The sequence below is a fragment of the Corynebacterium sp. KPL2850 genome, from assembly GCF_040225855.1.
Lineage (GTDB): Bacteria > Actinomycetota > Actinomycetes > Mycobacteriales > Mycobacteriaceae > Corynebacterium.
Genome location: NZ_JBEHFV010000004.1, coordinates 91,894 through 112,933, shown reverse-complemented (window position 1 = coordinate 112,933; position 21,040 = coordinate 91,894). Strand labels below are relative to the sequence as shown.

General features: G+C 59.6%; 20 protein-coding genes. 14 read left to right on the top strand and 6 right to left on the bottom strand.

All coding sequences use genetic code 11. The features are described from left to right. Nucleotides 1-2: 2 nt before the first annotated feature. On the bottom strand, nt 3-1,328 hold the full coding sequence (locus ABRP93_RS02625; RefSeq protein ID WP_349886785.1) for a nitrate/nitrite transporter: 1,326 nt from the start codon (nt 1,326-1,328) through the stop codon (nt 3-5). A 228-nt stretch (nt 1,329-1,556) separates the two neighbouring features. On the opposite strand from ABRP93_RS02625, the gene ABRP93_RS02620 reads away from it, so the two are divergent. Then, nucleotides 1,557-2,036: a molybdopterin-binding protein gene (locus tag ABRP93_RS02620; RefSeq protein WP_023026344.1), complete on the top strand. Its 480-nt coding sequence runs from the start codon at nt 1,557-1,559 to the stop codon at nt 2,034-2,036. A 52-nt stretch (nt 2,037-2,088) separates the two neighbouring features. On the opposite strand, the gene mobA is transcribed toward ABRP93_RS02620, so the two are convergent. The 5 genes from mobA to ABRP93_RS02595 form a co-directional block, all read right to left on the bottom strand. Next, entirely contained in the window at nt 2,089-2,664 is a 576-nt protein-coding gene (mobA, locus tag ABRP93_RS02615; protein WP_349886783.1) for a molybdenum cofactor guanylyltransferase, read from the bottom strand. Beyond that, nucleotides 2,664-3,143, bottom strand: a complete 480-nt coding sequence (moaC, locus tag ABRP93_RS02610; protein ID WP_023026346.1) for a cyclic pyranopterin monophosphate synthase MoaC — start codon at nt 3,141-3,143, stop codon at nt 2,664-2,666. The genes mobA and moaC overlap by 1 nt, the downstream gene beginning before the upstream one ends. A 15-nt stretch (nt 3,144-3,158) precedes the next feature. Next, nucleotides 3,159-4,358, bottom strand: a complete 1,200-nt coding sequence (locus tag ABRP93_RS02605) for a molybdopterin molybdotransferase MoeA (RefSeq protein ID WP_349886782.1) — start codon at nt 4,356-4,358, stop codon at nt 3,159-3,161. Nucleotides 4,359-4,369: 11 nt separating this feature from the next. Beyond that, a complete protein-coding gene (moaA, locus tag ABRP93_RS02600) occupies nt 4,370-5,485 on the bottom strand; it encodes a GTP 3',8-cyclase MoaA (RefSeq protein WP_349867875.1) in 1,116 nt (371 codons plus the stop codon). Between the two features lie 61 nt (nt 5,486-5,546). Continuing rightward, nucleotides 5,547-7,334, bottom strand: coding sequence for a long-chain fatty-acid--CoA ligase (locus ABRP93_RS02595; RefSeq protein WP_349886780.1), 1,788 nt, complete (start codon nt 7,332-7,334; stop codon nt 5,547-5,549). A 375-nt stretch (nt 7,335-7,709) separates the two neighbouring features. On the opposite strand from ABRP93_RS02595, the gene rho reads away from it, so the two are divergent. The 13 genes from rho (at nt 7,710) to atpD (ending at nt 21,034) form a co-directional block, all read left to right on the top strand. After that, nucleotides 7,710-9,578, top strand: coding sequence for a transcription termination factor Rho (rho, locus tag ABRP93_RS02590; RefSeq protein WP_349867145.1), 1,869 nt, complete (start codon nt 7,710-7,712; stop codon nt 9,576-9,578). Then, nucleotides 9,571-10,647, top strand: a complete 1,077-nt coding sequence (gene prfA / locus ABRP93_RS02585; protein WP_349886778.1) for a peptide chain release factor 1 — start codon at nt 9,571-9,573, stop codon at nt 10,645-10,647. The genes rho and prfA overlap by 8 nt, the downstream gene beginning before the upstream one ends. A 9-nt stretch (nt 10,648-10,656) precedes the next feature. Further along, a complete protein-coding gene (gene prmC / locus ABRP93_RS02580) occupies nt 10,657-11,490 on the top strand; it encodes a peptide chain release factor N(5)-glutamine methyltransferase (RefSeq protein WP_349867151.1) in 834 nt (277 codons plus the stop codon). 32 nt (nt 11,491-11,522) lie between these two features. Next, nucleotides 11,523-12,191 (top strand): L-threonylcarbamoyladenylate synthase, encoded by a 669-nt coding sequence (locus tag ABRP93_RS02575; protein WP_349867153.1) that lies wholly within the window; start codon nt 11,523-11,525, stop codon nt 12,189-12,191. A 14-nt stretch (nt 12,192-12,205) separates the two neighbouring features. After that, entirely contained in the window at nt 12,206-13,381 is a 1,176-nt protein-coding gene (locus tag ABRP93_RS02570; protein WP_023026354.1) for an MraY family glycosyltransferase, read from the top strand. 10 nt (nt 13,382-13,391) lie between these two features. Then, a complete protein-coding gene (locus ABRP93_RS02565) occupies nt 13,392-13,823 on the top strand; it encodes a Cg1360 family ATP-synthase-associated protein (protein WP_023026355.1) in 432 nt (143 codons plus the stop codon). A gap of 441 nt (nt 13,824-14,264) precedes the next feature. Continuing rightward, nucleotides 14,265-15,065, top strand: a complete 801-nt coding sequence (atpB, locus tag ABRP93_RS02560; protein ID WP_349867157.1) for a F0F1 ATP synthase subunit A — start codon at nt 14,265-14,267, stop codon at nt 15,063-15,065. Nucleotides 15,066-15,169: 104 nt separating this feature from the next. After that, complete coding sequence (locus ABRP93_RS02555) at nt 15,170-15,409, top strand: ATP synthase F0 subunit C (protein WP_005280196.1); 240 nt, start codon at nt 15,170-15,172, stop codon at nt 15,407-15,409. A gap of 43 nt (nt 15,410-15,452) precedes the next feature. Continuing rightward, nucleotides 15,453-16,022, top strand: a complete 570-nt coding sequence (locus ABRP93_RS02550) for a F0F1 ATP synthase subunit B (protein ID WP_349867160.1) — start codon at nt 15,453-15,455, stop codon at nt 16,020-16,022. 6 nt (nt 16,023-16,028) lie between these two features. Further along, the gene (locus ABRP93_RS02545; protein WP_023026358.1) at nt 16,029-16,844 is read left to right on the top strand and encodes a F0F1 ATP synthase subunit delta; all 816 of its coding nucleotides are present in this window, start codon (nt 16,029-16,031) and stop codon (nt 16,842-16,844) included. A gap of 60 nt (nt 16,845-16,904) precedes the next feature. Next, the gene (atpA, locus tag ABRP93_RS02540; RefSeq protein ID WP_023026359.1) at nt 16,905-18,545 is read left to right on the top strand and encodes a F0F1 ATP synthase subunit alpha; all 1,641 of its coding nucleotides are present in this window, start codon (nt 16,905-16,907) and stop codon (nt 18,543-18,545) included. A 50-nt stretch (nt 18,546-18,595) separates the two neighbouring features. Next, nucleotides 18,596-19,585 carry a F0F1 ATP synthase subunit gamma gene (locus tag ABRP93_RS02535; protein WP_023026360.1) on the top strand — a complete coding sequence of 330 codons (990 nt, stop codon included), beginning with the start codon at nt 18,596-18,598 and terminating at the stop codon, nt 19,583-19,585. Between the two features lie 3 nt (nt 19,586-19,588). After that, nucleotides 19,589-21,034 carry a F0F1 ATP synthase subunit beta gene (gene atpD / locus ABRP93_RS02530; RefSeq protein ID WP_005280201.1) on the top strand — a complete coding sequence of 482 codons (1,446 nt, stop codon included), beginning with the start codon at nt 19,589-19,591 and terminating at the stop codon, nt 21,032-21,034. Nucleotides 21,035-21,040 lie beyond the last annotated feature (6 nt).

Below are 21,040 nucleotides of genomic sequence, written 5' to 3'. Positions count from 1 at the left end.
AATTATCCGGGGAATGGTGCGTTGGGGCGGGCGTAGTAGATCCACACCAGCACGGTGGTGATGGCAAAGTACACGGCGCAGCCCCAGAAGAACGTTGGTGCAGACATCATGGAGAGCAAGACACCTGCGGCAAACGGGCCGAAGGCGCCGATGGCACCGGTCCAACCGATAACGCCGCCTGCTTGGCGCTTGGGCAAAATCATGGGCATCTGCTTAAACGTGCCGGCATTGCCCAGGCCCGTGAAGAAGAAGAAAATGAGCATGGTGCCCAGGAACCACCAGACCTCATCCGGCTCGTCTGGGGTGAGGAAGAAGGTGGCCACGACGGTAAAGATGGTCATGCCCAGGCAGCCAATGAAGGTCCAGATGGCGCCGCCGAACTTATCGCACAGCGGGCCCCACAGGGCGCGGACGAGCGCACCGATAAGTGGCCCAAGGAAGGCGTAGCTCGCGCCGGCGGGCAGGTTATCGTAGGTGCCGGCAAAGTCGGAGCCTTCGCCGAAGATCTGGTTAATAAGTAGCGCGGTTTGCGCGGCGAAGCCAGAAAATGCGCCGAAGGTCATGAAGTAGACGACGGTAAGAATCCAGGTGTTCTTATTGCCAAAGATGTCCATCTGCTGGCGGAAATTCGCCTTCACGGGAACGTCTTTGAGTAGGGTCCACGCGAGGAACGCTCCGACGATGGCCCACGGCACCAAGAAGATGGCGGGGTTATGGACAAAGATTTCGCCGTCTCCGGTGCGCTGCGGGGCAACAAAACCTACGCCCAGCAGGGTAAAGCCCATGAGCCATGGGGCGACCAGCTGGATAAAGGAGATACCGAAGTTACCGATGCCGGCCTGGATGCCCAGTGCAGTACCGGACAGGCGCTTGGGGAAGAAGTATCCGGTCGAGGGCATGAAGCCGGAGAATACGCCGCCGCCGATGCCCGACAGGAAGGCGAGGGTCAGCAGCCACCAGTAAGGGGTGGAGGAGTCTTGCACCGCGAAGAACCAGCCCAGCATGGGGATGATAAACAGCAGCGAGGAGCTGAAGACAAGCTTGCGCGTGCCAAGGATGGGCGGCAAGAACATGAAAATGAGGCGGAAGATACCGCACGCCAATCCGGGGATGGCGGTCAGCCAGTAGAGCTGGCTGCGGGATAAGTCGAAACCGATCTGGTTCAACTGTGGGGCAATTGCCGATACGAGGTACCAGGTGGCAAAGCCAATGATAAGAACAAATGTGGAGATCCACAGCGTGCGCCAGGCAATTTTGGAATCCCAGTGGTCGGAATCTTCTGGATCCCAACCCTGGATGACTTTGCCTGAGGTATCAAGAGCAGTCATGATTTCCTCACAGGTAGTAGGTCGTTCAACTCCTCAATTTACCGGCGCCTATGCTCGAACAGGTAAATAAAAACGGTAAAATCCGTATCTAATTACGGCATACAAATGTTGCGTAATTCTTGATCGATTCCGATACCGCAGGTTAGCCCCATGTCCCAAGTGTGTTGGTATCGAAAACTGAATAATGTGATATTAACCACACTCCACAATGGGAAAGGAATGAGACTTATGCCCCAAAGGAAGGCACAGATAATCGTCAGCTCGGACCGCATTTTGTCCGGGGAAAAACCGAACCGCGCCGGGGAGAAAGCGGTAGAAATCCTGCGCACCCACGACATCGATGTCGCGCCACCGAGCATCGTGCCGGAGGGCTATACGCCAGTCGACGACGCGCTGCGCACCGCCGTGGATACCGGCACCGATATCGTCGTGGTCATCGGCGGCACCGGCATCGGGGCGGCGAACCTGACCCCAGAGGTCACCGAGCGCTATATCAAGGCCCGCCTCTACGGCCTGGAGACCCAGGTGCTCCTGCGCGGGCTCGAGTCCTCGCCCAAGGCGGGCCTCTCCCGCGGGATCATTGGCATGACCGACCACGGCGGCGGCAGCCTCATCATCAATTGCGCCTCGTCTACCGGCGCCGTCGCAGATGCCCTTGGGGTTATTGCGCCGCTGCTTGCCGATGTCTTCCGCTCCCGCGGCGAATAATGCCTCCCTCACCGTCCCTTCGCGCTCACGGGGAGGGCGGCGTGTACTTGCCTTAGCCGCGCCGGTGAGCGCGAAGGGCGGGGTGTGGCGGAATAGACTGCAATTCGGCCGGGGTATCATAATCGCGCTCGGCGCCGGTGCCGGCCACCTCGACGAAATCGGCGCCGCGGATAAGCCTGCGCACGGAGACATTGCGGGTGGACTCCAGCGCACCTAGGCACCCAAAGAGCGCAGCGGTATGCCACAGCGAACACAGGGGTTGTAAATACCCGTCCGCGGCGCGGGTAATCGCGGCACCGGCGGTGGGCGCGGCATGCAACGCTCCGTTCAGGTGTGGGAGCAGTTGCGGGGAATCGGGAGCATCCACCGCGAAGAGTGCCAGGCGGTCACAATGCGACAAAGCGCGCGCACCTGCCTCGATGCCGGCGACGGGGCCACCAAAAAGCGGCGACTCGCAGACCTGCGGCAGGCCGAGGTAGTGCGGGGAAATAACGATAGACGGCATGCCATAGGGAAGCTGGCGCAGCAGGCGGTCCACCAAGCGCAGGCCATAGGCGCGGACCTGGGCCTTATCCGCCCCGCCCATGCGGCGCGATTGCCCGCCGGCCAGAATGATCGCGCCGTCCATTAAGCCTCCGGGAGGGTCCTGGACCAATCGCCGGAGCGCCCGCCCGATTTCGCCACGATGCCACAGCGGCGAATAAAAGCAGAGCGGTCGACGCCCTTGACCATGTCAATGAGCGCCAAGGCGGCAACGTTGACCGCGGTCAGAGCCTCCATCTCCACGCCGGTGCGGTCGGCGGTGCGAACGGTGGCGGTGATCTTCACGTGGGCATCGGCAAGCTCGAGATCCACCGCGCAGCCATGCACGCCGATGGTGTGCGCGAGCGGCAGGAGCTCTGGGACCTTCTTCGCCGCGGAAATGCCGGCAATGCGCGCGACCGCCAGCACGTCACCCTTGGGCACGGTGCCCTCGCGCAGCGCGGTCATGACCTCCGGGGAACAGGCGACCTCGCCCTCGGCGGTGGCGGTGCGCACGGTCGGCTGCTTCTCGGTCACATCGACCATGTAGGCGGTGCCGGCGGAATTGAGGTGGGTAAACTCCATGAAAAATTCTCCTCTTTAATACAGATAGACGGTGGTCTCTTCGCCCGCGGCGGGGGCAGGTCCATCAATGATGCAATACCCATTCGTACCGGCCAGCGAGACCACCCGGTGGCTGCCACGGCTTAACGCGCCAGTAATCCTGGGCTTTCCCGCAAAGCTGACGGTCACAGGAACGATGACGGGGCGTGCGCTTGCCGATGGCAGCGAAACCTCCACCTTCGCACTCAGCTGCACGGTCTCCCGCGGGTGCGGCTGGCCCGATAAGGCGGCGATAAGCGGGCGTGCATAGAGCTGGAAACCGACGAAAGCCGCCACCGGATTGCCCGGCAGCGCAAGCACCGGAACACCCCGCCACCTGCCGATGCCCTGCGGCGCACCGGGCCGCTGGTGAACGTGCCCGAACCACGAATTATCGCCCGTGCCCAGCACTACGTGCACCACATCGAAAGCGCCGGCCGATACCCCGCCGGAGGTAATGATGAGGTCGTGGGATGCGCTGAGCTCATCGAGCAATCTGGATAACTCCGCAGGATCGTCGCCCATGTGCGAGTAGGACTCCGTGTGGGCGAGGGAGGCGAGCATCGGACCATTGGAATCCGGCAGGCGCCCTGGGGCAAGTTCATCCGGATAGGTGGATAGCTCATTGCCGGAAGAAATCACCGCGATGCGCGGGCGCCGGTAGGCCCGCACGGAATAGATGCCGGTGGATATAAGCGCCGCGATAACCGCCGCGTTCGCGGTGGCGCCGGCAGGGGCAACTATGGTGCCGGGTTGTATATCTTCTCCGGCGGGGCGGATATGGGTTTTTGCAGGCGCGGCGGTGATGGTGACCTCGCGCGGCAACTCCGTGGGACCAGACGGGACGGTGGTGTTTTCTACTGGGACGACGATTAAGCCAGTGGCATCGCCCACCGGGGCCCCGGTCATGATGCGAACGGCCTGGCCGGCGGGAACTGCCTGAGCGGTTGCACCGGCGGGGACATCGCCTGCGACCGGCAGCGTCCACGGGCCCGTGCCCGAAATATCTGCGACACGGACGAGGAAGCCATCCATAGCGGAATTGGCAAACGGCGGGACGGGAAAGCGCGCGGTCGCATCCTCCGCTAATACCCGTCCGCACAGCGCGGGGCCAACGGGTACGGACTCTGCGCGCGGTGCCGGCGCCAGCGCCAAAACCGCGGAAAGGTGCTCAGAAATGGAACGCGATGCGGACATAAATAATTAGATTAGCCGCCTATGGCAGACATGGGACGATCCGGCTGCAAAAAGCCCTCATCATCAATGCCATGGCCCGGTTTCTTCGTCCACATTTCCCCGGCCCACGCCTCCATTAATTCCTCGTCGCTGGCGCCAGAGCGCATGAGATCCCGCAACTGGGTTTCGGAATTGCCAAACAGGCAGTTGCGCACGGCACCATCGGTGGTAAGCCGGGTGCGGTCGCAGTCGCCGCAGAAGGGATGGGTTACGGAGGCGATGATGCCGAGCTTGCCGGCGGTGCCATCGGGGGCGATAACATCCCATAAAGCGGCCGGGGCTGATCCGCGCGGCTCGCGCGCCGGGCGCATGGAAAAGTGGCTTTGTAGCCGGTGCAAGATGTCATCTGCGGTGACCATGTCTTCGCGGCGCCACTTTTCCCGCGGTCCGAGCGGCATCTGCTCAATAAAGCGCAGCTGGGCGCCCTGGTGCAGCGCATAGTCCGCCAGCGGGACGATATCTGCTTCATTGACGCCGGGCATGACCACGGCATTGATCTTGACGGGATTCAATCCGGCATCGGCTGCGGCGGCGATGGCTTCGAGCACGTGGGCTAGCCGATCGCGCCGGGTGAGTGCGGCATAGCGCTGTGGATCGATGGTATCTAGCGAGATATTAATGCGGTCGAGGCCTGCTGCGGCAAGCTTTGCGGCGCGCTTTTCCAAGCCCAACCCATTAGTAGTCAGCGCCGTCGACGGCGCAATGCCTTCATCCGTGGTGAGTTCCTTGGTAGCGGCGATGATTTTTTCCAAGGATTTGCGCAGCAGCGGCTCGCCGCCGGTAAAGCGCACCTGGCGGATGCCGAGCTTTTCCACGCCGAGGCGGATAAGCCGGATGGTCTCTTCATCGGACAGCATTTGCTGCGTGGGCATCCACTCTAAGCCTTCGGCTGGCATGCAGTACGTGCAGCGCAGGTTGCAGCGGTCCGTGAGGGACACACGCAGGTCGCGTGCTCTGCGGCCGTAGCGATCAACCAAGGCGCGGGTGCCGTCGCTTGCCGCGGCAGGTAAATCCTCCGGCGGCTGCGTCCGGCCCACGGTGGGCAGGGGCAGGGACACCGCTGAAGAAGAAGGCGTTGGTGAAGTCATTGCTGCCAGTCTAAGAGTGGGAAACAAGGTACACCAAGCTACAACGCAACCTGGCTGATGATTATTCCTCGTTTTCCCGGTTAAAATCGCTTTCGTTGATCTCGTCAAGGCGCTGGGCTTCACCTGGGCCCTTGAGGCGGATGATATTGTAATCGCCTTCCGCCAAGTGGGTGCGCAGATCCTTCTTATCAAACTTGCCCACTGAGGTTTTATCGATCGACTTTACGAAAGCCCAATACTCCGGCAGCATCCAGCTAGGCAATTCCTTGCGCAGGCTCTGGCGCAATTTTTCGGCTGTTTCGATGGTGGGAGAGGCTTGTTCATCCAAGACGGTCACGGCGAGGGGGCGTTCCACCCACTGCTTATCTGGGTAGCCAATTACCGCGGCTTCCACCACATCGGAATTGGCCATGATGAGGTTTTCTAACTGCACCGAATAGATCCACTCGCCACCCGAGCGGATGACATCGCGGGCGCGGTCTTCCACGGTGAGGAAGCCGTCCTTCGTTACGGAGCCGACATCGCCTGTGCGCAACCAGCCATCTGCGGTGAACTTGGATTCCGCGGCCTCGACCGGCTTGCCGCGGAACTCGGAAGCCACTTCACCCGGCTCAGCGGTGGGGGAATGATAATAAGAACCGGTCACAAGGTTGCCACGCACCTGGAGCTCACCGGCATTGCGGTCGGTCTTCGATACCACTTGGCCGTCATTGACCACGCGGTATTGCAGCGAGGCGGCGATCTTTCCCTGGGAGATGCGATAAGCCCAGCGGGTATCGCCGGACGCTCCCTGCGGCGGGCGGGCGACGCGGCCGACCGTTGAGGTTTCCACCATGCCCCAGACGTGCACGACGTCGACGCCGTAATGCTCCTCCCACATCTTGATAAGCTGCGGCGGCACAGGGGAGCCGCCGGCGAAAATTTCCGTCAGCGTCATGCGCTCTGGCGGATTGTGCATGTAGTGCACGAAGAGCTGGATCCAGATGGTGGGCACGCCGTGGGCCACGCGCGGCGACGTGGCTGCAATGACCTTGGCGAGGGTGGGGGCGGAGACATCGGCATCGGGAAGCACGAGCGGGGTGCCCGTCATGAAACACGTAAAGGGAACGCCCCAGCTCAGCACGTGGTAGATGGGAATGCAGCACAGGAAGGTCTCGCCGTGGGTAATGCACAGCGAATCCGAGGAACGCAGCTGCATGGCCTCGAGGTAAAGCGAGCGATGGGAATATAAAACGCCCTTCGGCGCGCCGGTGGTGCCGGTGGAATAACACAATGCGGCGGCGGTGCGCTCATCGAGCTCGGGCCAATCGTAGATGGTAGAGCGGCCATCCAGCAGCGCCTCGTAGGAATAAAACTCGATGCCGCGCGGGAAATGGTGGGCAAAGCGCTGCGGCGATTGGGAACCGGTAAAAATCACCGAATGCACAGATGGCGCGCCGTTTAAAACCGTGCCCAACTGCGGGGCGAGCCGGGGATCGCACACGATGACGGAGACCTCGGCGTGGCTGATGATGTGGCGAATCTGGTCATTCATTAGCTGCTTATTCAGCGGGGTGAAAACCGCGCCCTTGCAGGCAGAGCCAAACATGACCTCGAGGTGCTCAGCGCAATTCCACATGAAGCTACCCACGCGCTGATCGCCGGTGATGCCAAGGTCATCGTGTAAAACATGGGCAAAGGCTGCTGCGCGTGCAGCGATATCGCGGAAGGTAACCTTTTCTGCGGGGCCAAACTCGGACCCGGTTCCCTCGCCGTGCCAAGTGGTAACAGTGGTATTGCCGTGCACTGACGCGCCGTATTCCAAAATACGGGTTAAAGACAGGGGAATATCCATCATCGTGGAAAGCATGCTTCCACTGTAGCGGTGTCCAAGTACTCACCGCGAAGCGAATGCGCTATAATTGCCTTCGGCTGATAGGAAAGCGGGAAAATCTTCCCAATCCTATGCAATCGGGCCCAGTGACAGGTCCCATCGTTATACATTGCCCACAGTCGTTTCTTGAATTCTTCCGCCCCCGCGTACTGGCTACAAGGGGGATTTCCCTTAAGGTAACCGGAAGAGGCCTCATGCTTATTGCCCCGGCAAGGCGCTTTAGCGCCTTGGCACGAGGGCGAAAAGATAAGAAAAATACACATCGGCTTCCAGTGCACCCGCCCAAGCTTCCCTGAAGTGGGGGAGGGCGGATCCTAACTATGGACCTGGTCAAGCAACGAAAGGATATCCGTGAGCGATACGGACAACACCGCGGCAAAGGATCTCGCATCCCTGAAGCTGCCGGAATTGCGCAAAATGGCCGCCGAACGCGGCCTTCGCGGCGTTTCTGCCCTGCGCAAAGGGGATCTCATTACCGCCATTAAGACCGGTCAGGTTCCCGCAAAGGCGAAGGCAAAAATAGAGCAGGCAGAAAAGGCAGAAAAGGCCGAGAAACCCGCGAAGGATGCGGCGTCTGCCAAGCAGAAAGATAAGCCGTCCAAGAAGGATGATCGCGGCGAGAGCGATAACGGCAAGTTCGGCGAGCAGCAGGACAATCGCGGCAAAGACCGCAAGGACAACGGCGACGACCAGCGCTATGAGTCGCGGTCGCAGGCCCGCCGCGCGCGCCGCAATCGCGCCCGCCGTCAAGAGCGCCAAGAGCAGGGCGACAATAACCGGGGCGAGAATAACCGGGGTGATGCGCAGGAGCAGAACCAGAATCGCCACCAGGACCGCCGCGAGGACTCCCAGGATGGCTCCGATAACCAGGGAGACAAGCAGAGCGATAAGAACGGCGATAATAATCACCGCAATAATCGCAATGACGATAATAATTTTGACCGCGGCAACCGCCGCGGCCGTCGCAACCGCCGGAACCGCCGGGGTGGCCGGGGCAATAATGATAACCACGGCGGCGGCAATGACCTGCAGGTACGCGAGGGCGATGAGCTGCAGGCTGTCGGCGGCATCTTAGATGTCGTAGACAATAACGTCTCGTTCCTGCGCACCACTGGGTACCGCGCGGGCGATGCGGATGTCTTTGTTAATAAGAACATCGTGCGCCGTTTGGGCCTGCGCTCTGGCGATGCCATTACCGGTCAGGTCAAGGTGGCTGGGCCTACCCACACGCACGGCAATGGCCGCAACCGCCGCAAGTACAACCAGTTGGTGCAGGTCGATACCGTCAATGGGATCGATCCCGAAGAGGCAAAGCAGCGCCCGCACTTTAATAAGCTCACGCCGCTGTATCCCAATCAGCGCCTGCGCTTGGAAACGGACCCGAAGATCCTGACCACCCGCGTCATCGACCTGATTATGCCGATTGGTAAGGGTCAACGCGCGCTCATCGTCTCGCCGCCGAAGGCCGGTAAGACCACGATCTTGCAAAACATCGCGAATGCGATTGCTACCAATAACCCCGAGTGCTACCTCATGGTGGTGCTGGTGGATGAGCGCCCTGAAGAGGTCACGGACATGCAGCGTTCCGTGAAGGGCGAGGTCATTTCTTCGACCTTTGACCGCCCGCCATCAGAGCACACCTCTGTCTCCGAGCTGGCCATCGAGCGCGCAAAGCGCTTGGTGGAGCAGGGCAAGGATGTCGTGGTGCTGCTGGATTCCATCACCCGCTTGGGCCGCGCGTACAACAACTCCTCCCCGGCATCGGGCCGCATCTTGTCTGGTGGTGTGGATTCCAATGCGCTCTACCCACCAAAGCGCTTCTTGGGCGCTGCCCGCAATATCGAAGAGGGCGGTTCGCTGACCATCATCGCCACCGCGATGGTGGAGACCGGTTCTACCGGCGATACCGTCATCTTCGAAGAATTCAAGGGGACGGGTAACGCAGAGCTGAAGCTGGACCGCGGGATCTCGGAGCGCCGCGTATTCCCGGCTGTGGACGTCAACCCCTCCGGTACCCGCAAGGACGAGCTCCTGCTAGTGCCTGAAGAGGCGCGCATCATGACCAAACTGCGCCGCATCCTGTCGGCTCTGGATTCCCACCAGGCAATTGACCTGTTGATCAAGCAGCTTAAGAAGACCCGCTCGAATGGCGAGTTCCTCATGCAGGTAGCTTCTTCTGCACCGATGGCAGCGGATAAGGACGAGGAAGACTATGTCTAATCAAGTTTCCATGGTTGATGACATTGTGTCGGAATACCAGGGCATTGAAATGCAGATGGGCGACCCAGAAGTCGCCGGCGATCAGCAGGCTTTTCGCAAGCTGTCCAAGCGGTACGCGGAGTTGCGCCCCATCATCATGGTCAACGATGAGCTGACCCAGGCGCGCGAGGATCTCGCGGACGCCAAGGAGATGGCTTATGAAGACCATGACTTCCAGGAAGAAGCGGACCGCCTAGCCGAGTCTGTGGAAGAGCTGGAAGAAAAGTTGGCTGACCTGCTCGCCCCGCGCGATGAGCAGGACTCGGAAGACATCATCATGGAGATCAAGGCCGGTGCCGGCGGCGAAGAGGCCGCGCTCTTTGCCGGCGACTTGGCCCGCATGTACGAGCGTTTTGCCGATAAGATCGACTTTAAGTGGGAGGTCTTGGGCCTTAACGAATCCGACTTGGGCGGCGTGAAGGACATGACTATCTCCTTCCGCGCTAAGTCTCCGACGCGCGATGGCGCATGGTCCGTCTTCAAATTCGAAGGCGGCGTGCACCGCGTGCAGCGCGTGCCGGTTACGGAATCGCAGGGGCGCATTCAGACTTCTGCCGCCGGTGTGCTGGTGTACCCGGAGCCCGAAGAGGTCGAATCGGTCAATATCGATGACAAGGATATCCGCGTCGACGTGTACCGTTCCTCCGGTAAGGGCGGCCAGGGCGTGAACACCACCGACTCGGCGGTGCGCATTACCCATCTGCCCACGGGGTTGATTGTTACCTGCCAGAAGGAACGTTCGCAGATCCAGAACAAGGCCCGTGCCCTGCAGGTGCTGCAGGCTCGCCTGGACCAGATGGAACGCGATGCTCGCGAGGCCGAGGCTGGCGAGCAGCGCGCCTCCCAGGTGCGCACCATGGATCGCTCCGAGCGCGTGCGCACCTATAACTGGCCGGAAAACCGCATTACGGATCACCGCATTGGCTACAAGGCCAATAACCTGGATTCCGTGTTGAACGGCGATATGCAGGATCTCATCAAGGCCCTGCAGGACCAGGAGCGCGCCGAGCGCCTTGAGGCTGAGGGATAAGAGCGGTCGATGGATTCGTACGGTGAGGCGCTGCGCCATGGGGTGCAGCGCCTTCGCGTTGCTGGAGTAGGAAGCCCCGAATGGGATACGCGCATCCTCATCTCGCACCTCATTCACTGCGGGCATTTGGATATTCCGCTGCATGAGCCACCCATGCCCGGCTTCCAGGTTGCCTTCGAGGCGCTTTTGCGCAGGCGGGAACAGCGCGAGCCGCTGCAATACGTGCTGGGCACGGCGTGGTTTGGGCCCCTAGATCTAAAGGTGGGCCCAGGCGTGTTCATTCCGCGCCCGGAAACGGAGGTGATGGCGGACTGGGCGGTCCACCACGCACCAGGCCGGCGCATGGTGGATTTGTGCTCAGGTTCGGGCGCGCTGGCGCTCTACCTGCAGCATTACGTACCGCAGGCGGAAGTGAGGGCGGTCGAGCTTTCCGATGCCGCCCTCGAATTCACCCGCGCCAATGCCCACGGCACTCGGGTAGAGGTGGTGCAAGCGGACGCGACCGACAGTCAGACTCTGGCGGACTGGAATGGCACGGTCGATCTCATAGTGAGCAACCCGCCTTATGTACCGGAAGATCCGAACTTGCAACCGGAGGTGTATCACGATCCGCACGTGGCCGTCTTCGGTGGCGATGACGGCATGGGAGTAATCCGCGGGTTGATTCCCACCATCGCCAGGCTTTTGCGGCCTGGTGGGGTCATGGCGATTGAACACGACGATACGACTGGCGATGCAGTGCGCGATGCGGTGCGTGACCACGGTGGCTTTTCCCATATCGCGCCGCTTAGGGACCTAACAGGCACGCCGCGCTTTATTACCGCGCGGCGCGCGGTAGACTAAGGCATCACCGTCGGGCAAGAAGGGGACTATTGATGCAAGGAAAAATTTATAATTGCGCCGATGACGCCGAGCGTGAGGAAGGCGTGAGCATCGCCACCAAGGCCGCCAAGTCTGGGCGGCTTGTGGTCATGCCCACCGATACGCTGTACGGTTTGGGCTGCGATGCCTTCGACAATGACGCGGTAGCTAATCTGCTTGCCACCAAGCAGCGTGGGCCGGATATGCCGGTTCCCGTGCTCGTCGGCTCCTGGAACACCGTTCGCGGCCTCGTCGCCTCGTACCCCGATTCCACCCGTGACCTCGTCGAAGCCTTTTGGCCAGGCGGACTATCCATCGTGGTGCCGCAGGCGCCGTCCCTGCCGTGGAACTTGGGAGATACCCGCGGTACCGTCATGCTGCGGATGCCCCTTCACCCGATTGCCATCGAGCTGCTGCGCGAGGTGGGGCCGATGGCGGTTTCTTCTGCGAATATCTCTGGACACCAACCACCAACCACGGCGCAAATGGCCAAGGGCCAATTGGGCAAGGCCGTCACCGTGTATTTGGACGGGGGAGAGACGGCCATCGGCAAGCCCTCCACCATCATCGACCTTTCCGGTGACCATCCATTCCTGCTGCGCGAAGGTGCATTATCCGCGGAGGAGATTGGCGAGGTCCTCGGCGTCTCTGCTGACTCGTTGCGCACCCGGCCCCAAGGATAGAAGGAGCATTTCGCGTGAGCGGCACTGGCGTACCGCTGCGCGAGTTGGCCTTGGTCATCCTCGTTGCAGCGACATTTACCTACCTGACCACCGGAGTGGTGCGATCCTTTTTGGTCCGCACGGGCCGGGTGGCAGAAATCCGCCTGCGCGATTCCCACTCCCAGCCGACGCCCCGCATGGGTGGGCTCGCCATGTTTACCGGTTTTGGCGCGGCGATATTCCTCGCCGCCCAGCTTCCAGCCTTGACTCGCGGGTTTATGCCGGTGACTCCAGAGATGAGTGCGGTGTTGTGGGCGGCGCTGGCCATCGTGCTTTTGGGTATTGCCGATGACTACTTGGAACTCGGGGCCCTCATCAAGCTTTTTGGGCAGCTCTTTGCCGCCGCCCTTATGAGTGGTCTGGGTCTGACGTGGACGCTGCTCTTTATCCCCTTCGGTGGCGGCACCACGGTAGTGCTCGACCAGATTCAAAGCACCCTCCTTACCGCTTTCTTCACGGTCCTTCTCATCAACGCCATCAACTTCGTTGACGGCCTCGATGGCCTAGCCGCAGGCCTTGGGCTCATCGCGGGCGGCGCTATTCTAATATTCTCGCTGACCGTCCTGCATGACCAAGGCGGAGCGGTATCGGCGTATCCACCTGCTATTATCAGCGCCGCTTTGGTGGGAATGTGTGCAGGCTTTTTGCCCCATAACTTTGAACCCTCCCGAATTTTCATGGGCGATTCCGGCTCTATGCTTATCGGGCTCTTGCTCGCCGCGGCCTCCACCTCCGCGTCCGGCAAGATCAACATGTCCCTCTACGGCACCGTGGACATGGTGGCGCTTATGTCACCTATCCTCGTGGTGATCGCTGCGGTGTTTATTCCAGTCTTAGACCTTGTCTGGGCAGTAATTCGCCGCCTATCACAGGGGCGCTCGCCATTTTCTGCGGATAAGGCGCATATCCACCACCGCCTTTTGTCTCTGGGGCATACGCACCGGCGCACCGTGCTGGTGTTGTACCTCTGGGTTTCCGCGGTGGCCTTTGGAGCGGTGTCGTTTTCCATCGTGCCAGCCCCAGTGGCGATCGGCCTGTCCATCATGGCGCTGTTAGTTGCCTTTGGTGCGACGCTGATTCCACTGCGGCAGGGCAAGATTGGTCTCAGGTCGTCGGATGACTGCGTAGTACGTGACTCACCGAGCGCGTGAGGTAGGGTGAATGTCCGTGAGTGACACAACGGAAAATGCTAATTTCGATGACCCGCGCCTGCCGCTGCAGCGTGCCGTAAAGAAAGGGTCTACCGCCCTCGGCATCTTTACCATCATTTCTCTCGCCGTCTGGGGTGGGGCACAGGGTGTCGCCGGGCTCTGGGGCGTTATCGTCGGCGCTGCCCTCGGCGGTGGCTTTGTCTTGTTTACCGCGCTCTCGGTGCTCTTTACCGCCCACTCGACGCCCTCCACCACCATCGCGGTGGTATTGGGCGGTTGGCTAATCAAGCTGATCGTCTTGATTGGCGTCCTAGCCATTATTCGGGACATGGATTTTTATGACACGTGGGCGCTATTTCTTACCGTCGTCGTAGCACTCATCGTTACCTTAGGCTCTGAGGTCTGGGCCGTGGTCACCTCCAGGATTACCTACGTGTCCTGAGTAGGGCAAAAAGAGTTAAGCCGTCGCGCATTGGGATTGCTCGGCGGCCTTTTTGTGCCCGCATGCTGGCATTAATGGAAGTAGTCCACCCCCGAGGGGGTGTGTTGGTCCGAGGGTGTGATCAACTGCACGTTTGTGAATTGGGCAGGAATAGCGCGGTTTTGTATGGCAAAAGGTGGAAATGGCGCTATCGGGTGTGGCCTATGGGGCCCCCACGTGCAAAAACTGTTGATCCAGCTGATACGATTTGCAACGGGTTACCGCGGGGTTAAGTGTTGCGCTTAAATCCTGCAACGGTAAATCCCTGTCTTGTTCACGCTGATGTGCGACGGAGTCCGTGTTCAAGGCAGAGAGTTTGAGACGTCCATCGCACCACAGAAGCCAGCAATTGGCTGTGTGGCCCGAACACGGGAGAGAACGCTGAGCGTTACAACATTGGCTATGAAAGGGCACTTCCATACGCCCGATCTAGGTGAAGAATTCTTCCCGGGGCAAATTGATGCCGACCATCTGTTTTTTGGCGACTTCGCCAATGGATGGTTCGCGCTTGATCGCCTGATGCTGATTCGCATTTTGATGACGCTAATTGTGGTGATCCTTTTCTGGGCTGCCTTTAAGAACCCTAAGTTGGTTCCTTCTGGCATTCAGAATGTTGGCGAGAATGCGGTCGATTTCGTCCGCGTCCATATCGCCGAGGACATTTTGGGTAAGAAGGAGGGAAAGCGATTCCTGCCAATTATCGCTAGCATCTTCTTCGCGGTTCTGTTTATGAACGTCGCGACCGTTATTCCGGGGCTTAACGTCTCGCCCAACGGTCGTATTGGTATGCCAATTGTTTTGGCAGCCGTTTCGTACATCGTCATGATTTACGCCGGTGCCAAGCGCTATGGCTTTGGTAAGTTCATTCGCTCCTCAGTAGTGATTCCGAACTTGCCACCGTTATTGCACGTTTTGGTGGTACCGATTGAGTTCTTCTCTACGTTCATTCTGCGACCGGTTACCCTTGCAATTCGTCTCATGGCGAACTTCCTTGCTGGACACATCATCCTGGTTCTTCTCTTCTCTGCTACGAACTTCTTCTTCTGGCAGCTAAATGGTTGGACCGTCCTGTCTGGGCTAACCGTGGTCTTGGGCTTGGCTATGAGCCTGTTCGAGATCTTGGTCATCTTCTTGCAGGCGTACATCTTCGCCCTGTTGACGGCGGTGTACATTGAGTTGTCCTTGCACGCTGATTCGCACTAAGGACGAGGTCGACGAGCGCGACCGAGTAATCCACCTAATTACACAACACTGACATTCGGTCCGGTTCGGACTGAAGATTTTTACGAAAGGGAACGACTTTCACCATGAACGAAATCATTCTGGCACAGGATGCTGCTACGACGTTCGAAGGCTTCGGCACCATCGGCTACGGCCTGGCTGCTATTGGCCCTGGTATCGGTATCGGCATCGTCGCCGGCAAGACCGTTGAGGCTATGGCTCGCCAGCCGGAGATGGCCGGTCAGCTGCGTACCACCATGTTCCTGGGTATCGCCTTCACCGAGGCCTTGGCCCTTATCGGCCTTGTCGCCGGCTTCCTGTTCTAAAAGTACGAGTTTTCCAAACCGAAACTTTTAAGACGGGAGACCTATGAATAACGTCGTTTATTTGCTTGCAGCAGAGGGCGAGGAGAACCCAGGTTCGGGTAGCTTCTCCGTTCTTCTGCCCAAGAACTATGACATTTTCTGGTCTTTGCTGTGCTTCATCGTAATTCTCTGGTTGTTCTGGAAGTTCGTACTTCCTCGTTACACCAAGTTGCTCGAAGAGCGTGAAGACCGGATTGAGGGCGGCATGAAGCGCGCTGAGGCTCAACAGGCCGAGGCTAAAGCTGCTCTAGAAAAGTACAATGCTCAGCTGGCTGATGCCCGCGCAGAGGCAGCCGAGATCCGCGAGCAGGCGCGCGAGCGCGGCAAGCAGATCGAGGCTGATGCGAAGAGCCAAGCGGAAGAGGAATCCCGCCGCATCGTCGCCAATGGCGAAAAGCAGTTGGAAGCTTCTCGTTCGCAGGTTGTTACTGAGCTGCGTTCCGAAATGGGGCAGAACTCCATCAACTTGGCAGAAAAGATTCTGGGCGGCGAGCTATCTGACGCCTCCAAGAAGTCCTCTACCATCGATGGATTTTTGTCCGAGCTCGACTCTGTGGCACCGGCCGGAAAGTAGGCAACTATGAAGGCAGCTAGCCGCGAAGCACTCGCGAACTCACAATCCCGTGTGGATGAAATCCTCGCTGGCGATAAGAACGTCGCTAGTGCAGTCCAAGCGGGCCTGGACATTTTTGAGGTCGTCGACGTTCTCGATGGGGACCGCGAATTGCGTGTGTCCTTCATTGACGTTGCGGCCCCGGCCGAAGCACGCAAGTCCTTGGCCGAGAATCTCTTTGGCTCCAAGGTTTCTGCCGGTGCTTTGAGCATCTTGCAGGAAGCTGCGGCGAACCAGTGGTCTTCGCCAAAGGACTTCGTCAACGGGCTTGTATCCTTGGGTCGCCGCGCATTGCTGCGCGCCGCCGAGGCGCAGGGCCAGTTGGGCCAGGTCGAAGACGAGCTTTTCCGCTTGGCGCAGATTCTGGACCGCGAGGGCGAGCTTACCCAGCTGCTTTCCGATCGAACTGCTGAATCCGCACGCAAGCGCGGATTGCTGGCAAACGTGCTCTACGGGAAGGTGACGATGTTTACTGAAGCGCTCGCGCTGCAGGCCATTAGCCGCCCAGAGCAGAACCCCATTGATGACGTAGCGGGATTGGCCGATACTGCAGCAGCCCTGCAGGATCGCACCATCGCACGCGTGGTCGCTGCGGGTGAATTGAATGAAGGCCAGCAGGCAGTACTCGCTGAGAAGCTGGGCAAAATTTATGGTCGTGCGATGTCCATTCACTCTGAGGTTGACACCAGCCTCCTCGGTGGCATGCGCATCCGCGTCGGCGATGAAATCATCGACGGTTCGACGGCAGGCAAGATTGCCCGCTTCCGCGCCCAGATGGTGTAGCCGAAACGACAGAAACGATTTAAGTAAGTGCTGGAAGATACTACCGAGAGCAGGAAGAACATGGCGGAGCTGACGATCTCCTCCGACGAGATCCGTAGTGCGATTGCGAACTACACCTCGAGCTACTCCGCGGAGGCCTCCCGTGAGGAGGTCGGCGTGGTCATTTCGGCAGCTGACGGTATTGCGCAGGTTTCTGGCCTGCCATCCGTTATGGCGAATGAGCTGCTCGAGTTCCCCGGCGGCGTAATTGGCGTCGCACAGAACCTTGACACCAATTCCATTGGTGTCGTGGTGCTGGGTAACTACGAGTCCCTCAAGGAGGGCGACGAGGTTAAGAGGACCGGCGAGGTCCTTTCCATCCCCGTGGGCGAGGACTTCCTCGGCCGCGTTATTAACCCACTGGGCCAGCCCATCGACGGCTTGGGCCCAATCGAAAGCGAAGAGGAGCGCGTCCTCGAGTTGCAGGCACCTTCGGTGCTGCAGCGCCAGCCGGTTGAAGAGCCAATGCAGACCGGCATCAAAGCTATCGATGCGATGACCCCGATTGGCCGTGGTCAGCGTCAGCTGATCATTGGTGACCGTAAGACCGGTAAGACCGCGGTGACCATCGATACCATTTTGAACCAGAAGGCTAACTGGGAGTCTGGCGACAAGGACAAGCAGGTCCGTTGTATTTACGTCGCCATCGGTCAGAAGGGCTCGACCATCGCCAGCGTGCGCCGTACCCTTGAGGAGCACGGCGCGCTGGATTACACCACCATCGTGGCGGCCCCAGCTTCTGATTCCGCCGGCTACAAGTGGCTGGCACCGTTCTCCGGTGCTGCATTGGGCCAGCAGTGGATGTACCAGGGCAACCACGTCCTGGTTATCTACGATGACCTGACCAAGCAGGCTGAGGCGTACCGCGCAATTTCGCTGTTGCTGCGCCGCCCGCCGGGACGCGAGGCCTACCCAGGCGACGTCTTCTACCTGCACTCCCGCTTGCTGGAGCGCGCTGCCAAGCTTTCCGATGACATGGGTGCCGGTTCTATGACCGCACTGCCCATCATCGAAACCAAGGCTAATGACGTCAGTGCCTTTATTCCGACCAACGTCATTTCCATTACTGACGGTCAGGTCTTCTTGGAGTCCGACCTCTTCAACCAGGGTGTTCGCCCGGCTATTAACGTCGGTGTGTCCGTCTCCCGTGTTGGTGGTGCGGCCCAGACCAAGGGTATGAAGAAGGTTGCGGGTAACCTCCGTCTCGACCTGGCTGCATACCGTGACCTGCAGGCATTCGCAGCTTTCGCCTCCGACCTTGACTCTGCGTCCAAGGCGCAGCTGGAGCGCGGCTCCCGCCTGGTCGAGCTGCTGAAGCAGTCCGAATCCTCGCCGCAGCCGGTGGAATACCAGATGGTATCCATTTACCTCGCCGAGGCAGGCATCTTCGACGTCGTTCCCGTCGAAGACGTTCGCCGCTTCGAGGCCGAGGTGCACGAGTACCTCAACGCCAATACTCCAGAGGTCTTTGAGCAGATTGCCGGCGGCAAGGCGCTGAGCGATGAGTCCAAGGAAGCACTCGAGGCTGCGGCCAAGGAGTTCGCTCCTACGTTCCGTACCTCTGAGGGCCACAACTTGGGCACCGAAGCGCCTGTGGATCCTTTGGATGAAAATGACGTGAAAAGCACCGAGCTCAACGTCTCCCGGAAGACGGCTAAGTAGAGTTCAGCTCTCGTAATTAACCGTCTATATGAAAGAAGGGAGGAGAAACGATGGCTAATCTTCGCGAATTACGCGACCGCATTCGGTCCGTGAACTCGACTAAGAAGATCACTAAAGCCCAGGAGCTCATTGCTACCTCGCGCATTACCAAAGCGCAGGCTCGGGTGGAAGCCTCTCAGCCGTATGCGACTGAGCTGACCAATGTCATGAACAGGTTGGCTGCAGCGTCGACGCTAGAGCACCCTATGCTGCGCGAGCGTGAAGACGGCAACGTCGCCGCGATTCTCGTAATCACCTCTGACCGAGGCATGTGCGGTGGCTACAACAACAACGTCTTCAAGAAGGCAGCCCAGCTCAAGGCCCTCCTCGAAAGCAAGGGCTACGAGGTAGTTCGCTACGTCACCGGCAGCAAGGGCATCGGCCACTACAACTTCCGCGAGGAAGCGGTAGCGGGCAGCTGGGATGGTTTCTCTCAGGATCCAACCTGGGAGGGCACCCACGATGTGCGTCGCCACATGATCGATGGCTTCGTTGCTGGTTCTAAGGGCACTACCAAGGGCCGCGAGGGCCTGCATGCGGAAGGTGAAGGCGCAGGTGTTACCGGCTTTGACCAGGTGCATGTGGTCTACACCGAGTTTGAGTCCATGCTGACTCAAACCGCGCGTGCGCAGCAGCTATTGCCTGTTGAGCCGGTAGTGCAGGGCGAGGAGTACGAGATGGGTGACTCCGCACTGGAGGATCCGGAGCCGACGGAAAACATTTCCGCGGACTTCGAATTCGAGCCGGACGCGGATACCCTGATGGAAGCGCTGCTTCCGCAGTACGTCTCGCGTATCCTGTTTGCTATGTTCTTGGAGGCTTCGGCTTCCGAGTCCGCTGCACGCCGTACAGCTATGAAATCTGCTACTGACAACGCAACCGAGATTGCCAATGACCTATCTCGTGTGGCCAACCAGGCCCGTCAGGCACAGATTACCCAGGAAATTTCAGAGATCGTCGGTGGCGCTGGCGCGCTATCTGACAGCGCAGAAAGTGACTAGATTATGACTACAGCTCTGCAAGAGCAGAATGCACAGTCTTCGGCAGTCGCCGGTCGTGTCGTGCGCGTCATCGGTCCGGTGGTGGACGTGGAATTCCCACGCGAGGCACTTCCGGCCCTGTACAACGCACTCCACGTCGAGATTAAGCTCGAAGCTGTGGCAAAGACCGTCACCCTTGAGGTCGCTCAGCACCTCGGTGACAACCTCGTTCGTACCGTGTCCATGGCACCTACCGATGGCCTTGTCCGTGGCGCCGAGGTAGTCGACTCCGGAGAGCCTATCTCCGTTCCCGTCGGCGACGTCGTCAAGGGCCACGTTTTTAACGCCCTCGGTGACTGCCTCGACGAGCCGGGCCTCGGCCGCGATGGTGAGCAGTGGGGCATCCACCGCGAGCCACCAGCGTTCGACCAGCTCGAGGGCAAGACCGAGATCCTCGAAACCGGTATTAAGGTCATTGACCTGCTGACCCCTTACGTTAAGGGCGGCAAGATTGGCCTCTTCGGTGGTGCAGGTGTGGGTAAGACCGTCCTGATTCAGGAAATGATTACCCGTATTGCCCGCGAGTTCTCCGGTACGTCGGTTTTCGCCGGCGTCGGCGAGCGCACCCGTGAGGGCACCGACCTCTTCCTGGAAATGGAAGAGATGGGCGTTCTGCAAGATACCGCACTTGTCTTCGGCCAGATGGACGAGCCACCAGGAGTTCGTATGCGCGTGGCCCTGTCCGGCTTGACCATGGCGGAGTACTTCCGCGATGTGCAGAACCAGGACGTGCTGCTGTTCATTGACAACATCTTCCGTTTCACCCAGGCCGGCTCTGAGGTATCCACCCTGCTGGGTCGCATGCCTTCCGCCGTGGGTTACCAGCCAACCTTGGCTGATGAGATGGGTGTGTTGCAGGAGCGCATTACCTCCACCAAGGGTCGTTCCATTACCTCTCTGCAGGCCGTTTACGTGCCTGCCGATGACTACACCGACCCGGCCCCAGCCACGACCTTCGCCCACTTGGATGCGACGACCGAGCTGGACCGTGCCATTGCTTCCAAGGGTATTTACCCAGCAGTGAACCCGCTGACCTCTACCTCTCGTATCCTCGAGCCAGGCATCGTGGGCGAGAAGCACTACGAGGTAGCGCAGCGCGTCATCGGTATTCTGCAGAAGAACAAGGAACTGCAGGATATCATCGCCATCCTTGGTATGGACGAGCTGTCTGAAGAAGACAAGGTGACCGTGCAGCGTGCCCGCCGTATCGAGCGCTTCTTGGGTCAGAACTTCTTCGTCGCGCAGAAGTTCACCGGTCTGGAGGGCTCCTACGTGCCGCTGCAGGACACCATCGATGCCTTCGAGCGCATCTGCAACGGTGAGTTTGACCACTACCCAGAGCAGGCCTTCAACGGCTTGGGTGGCTTGGACGACGTCGAAGCTGCATACAAGAAGTTGAACGAGAAGTAGGGAGAG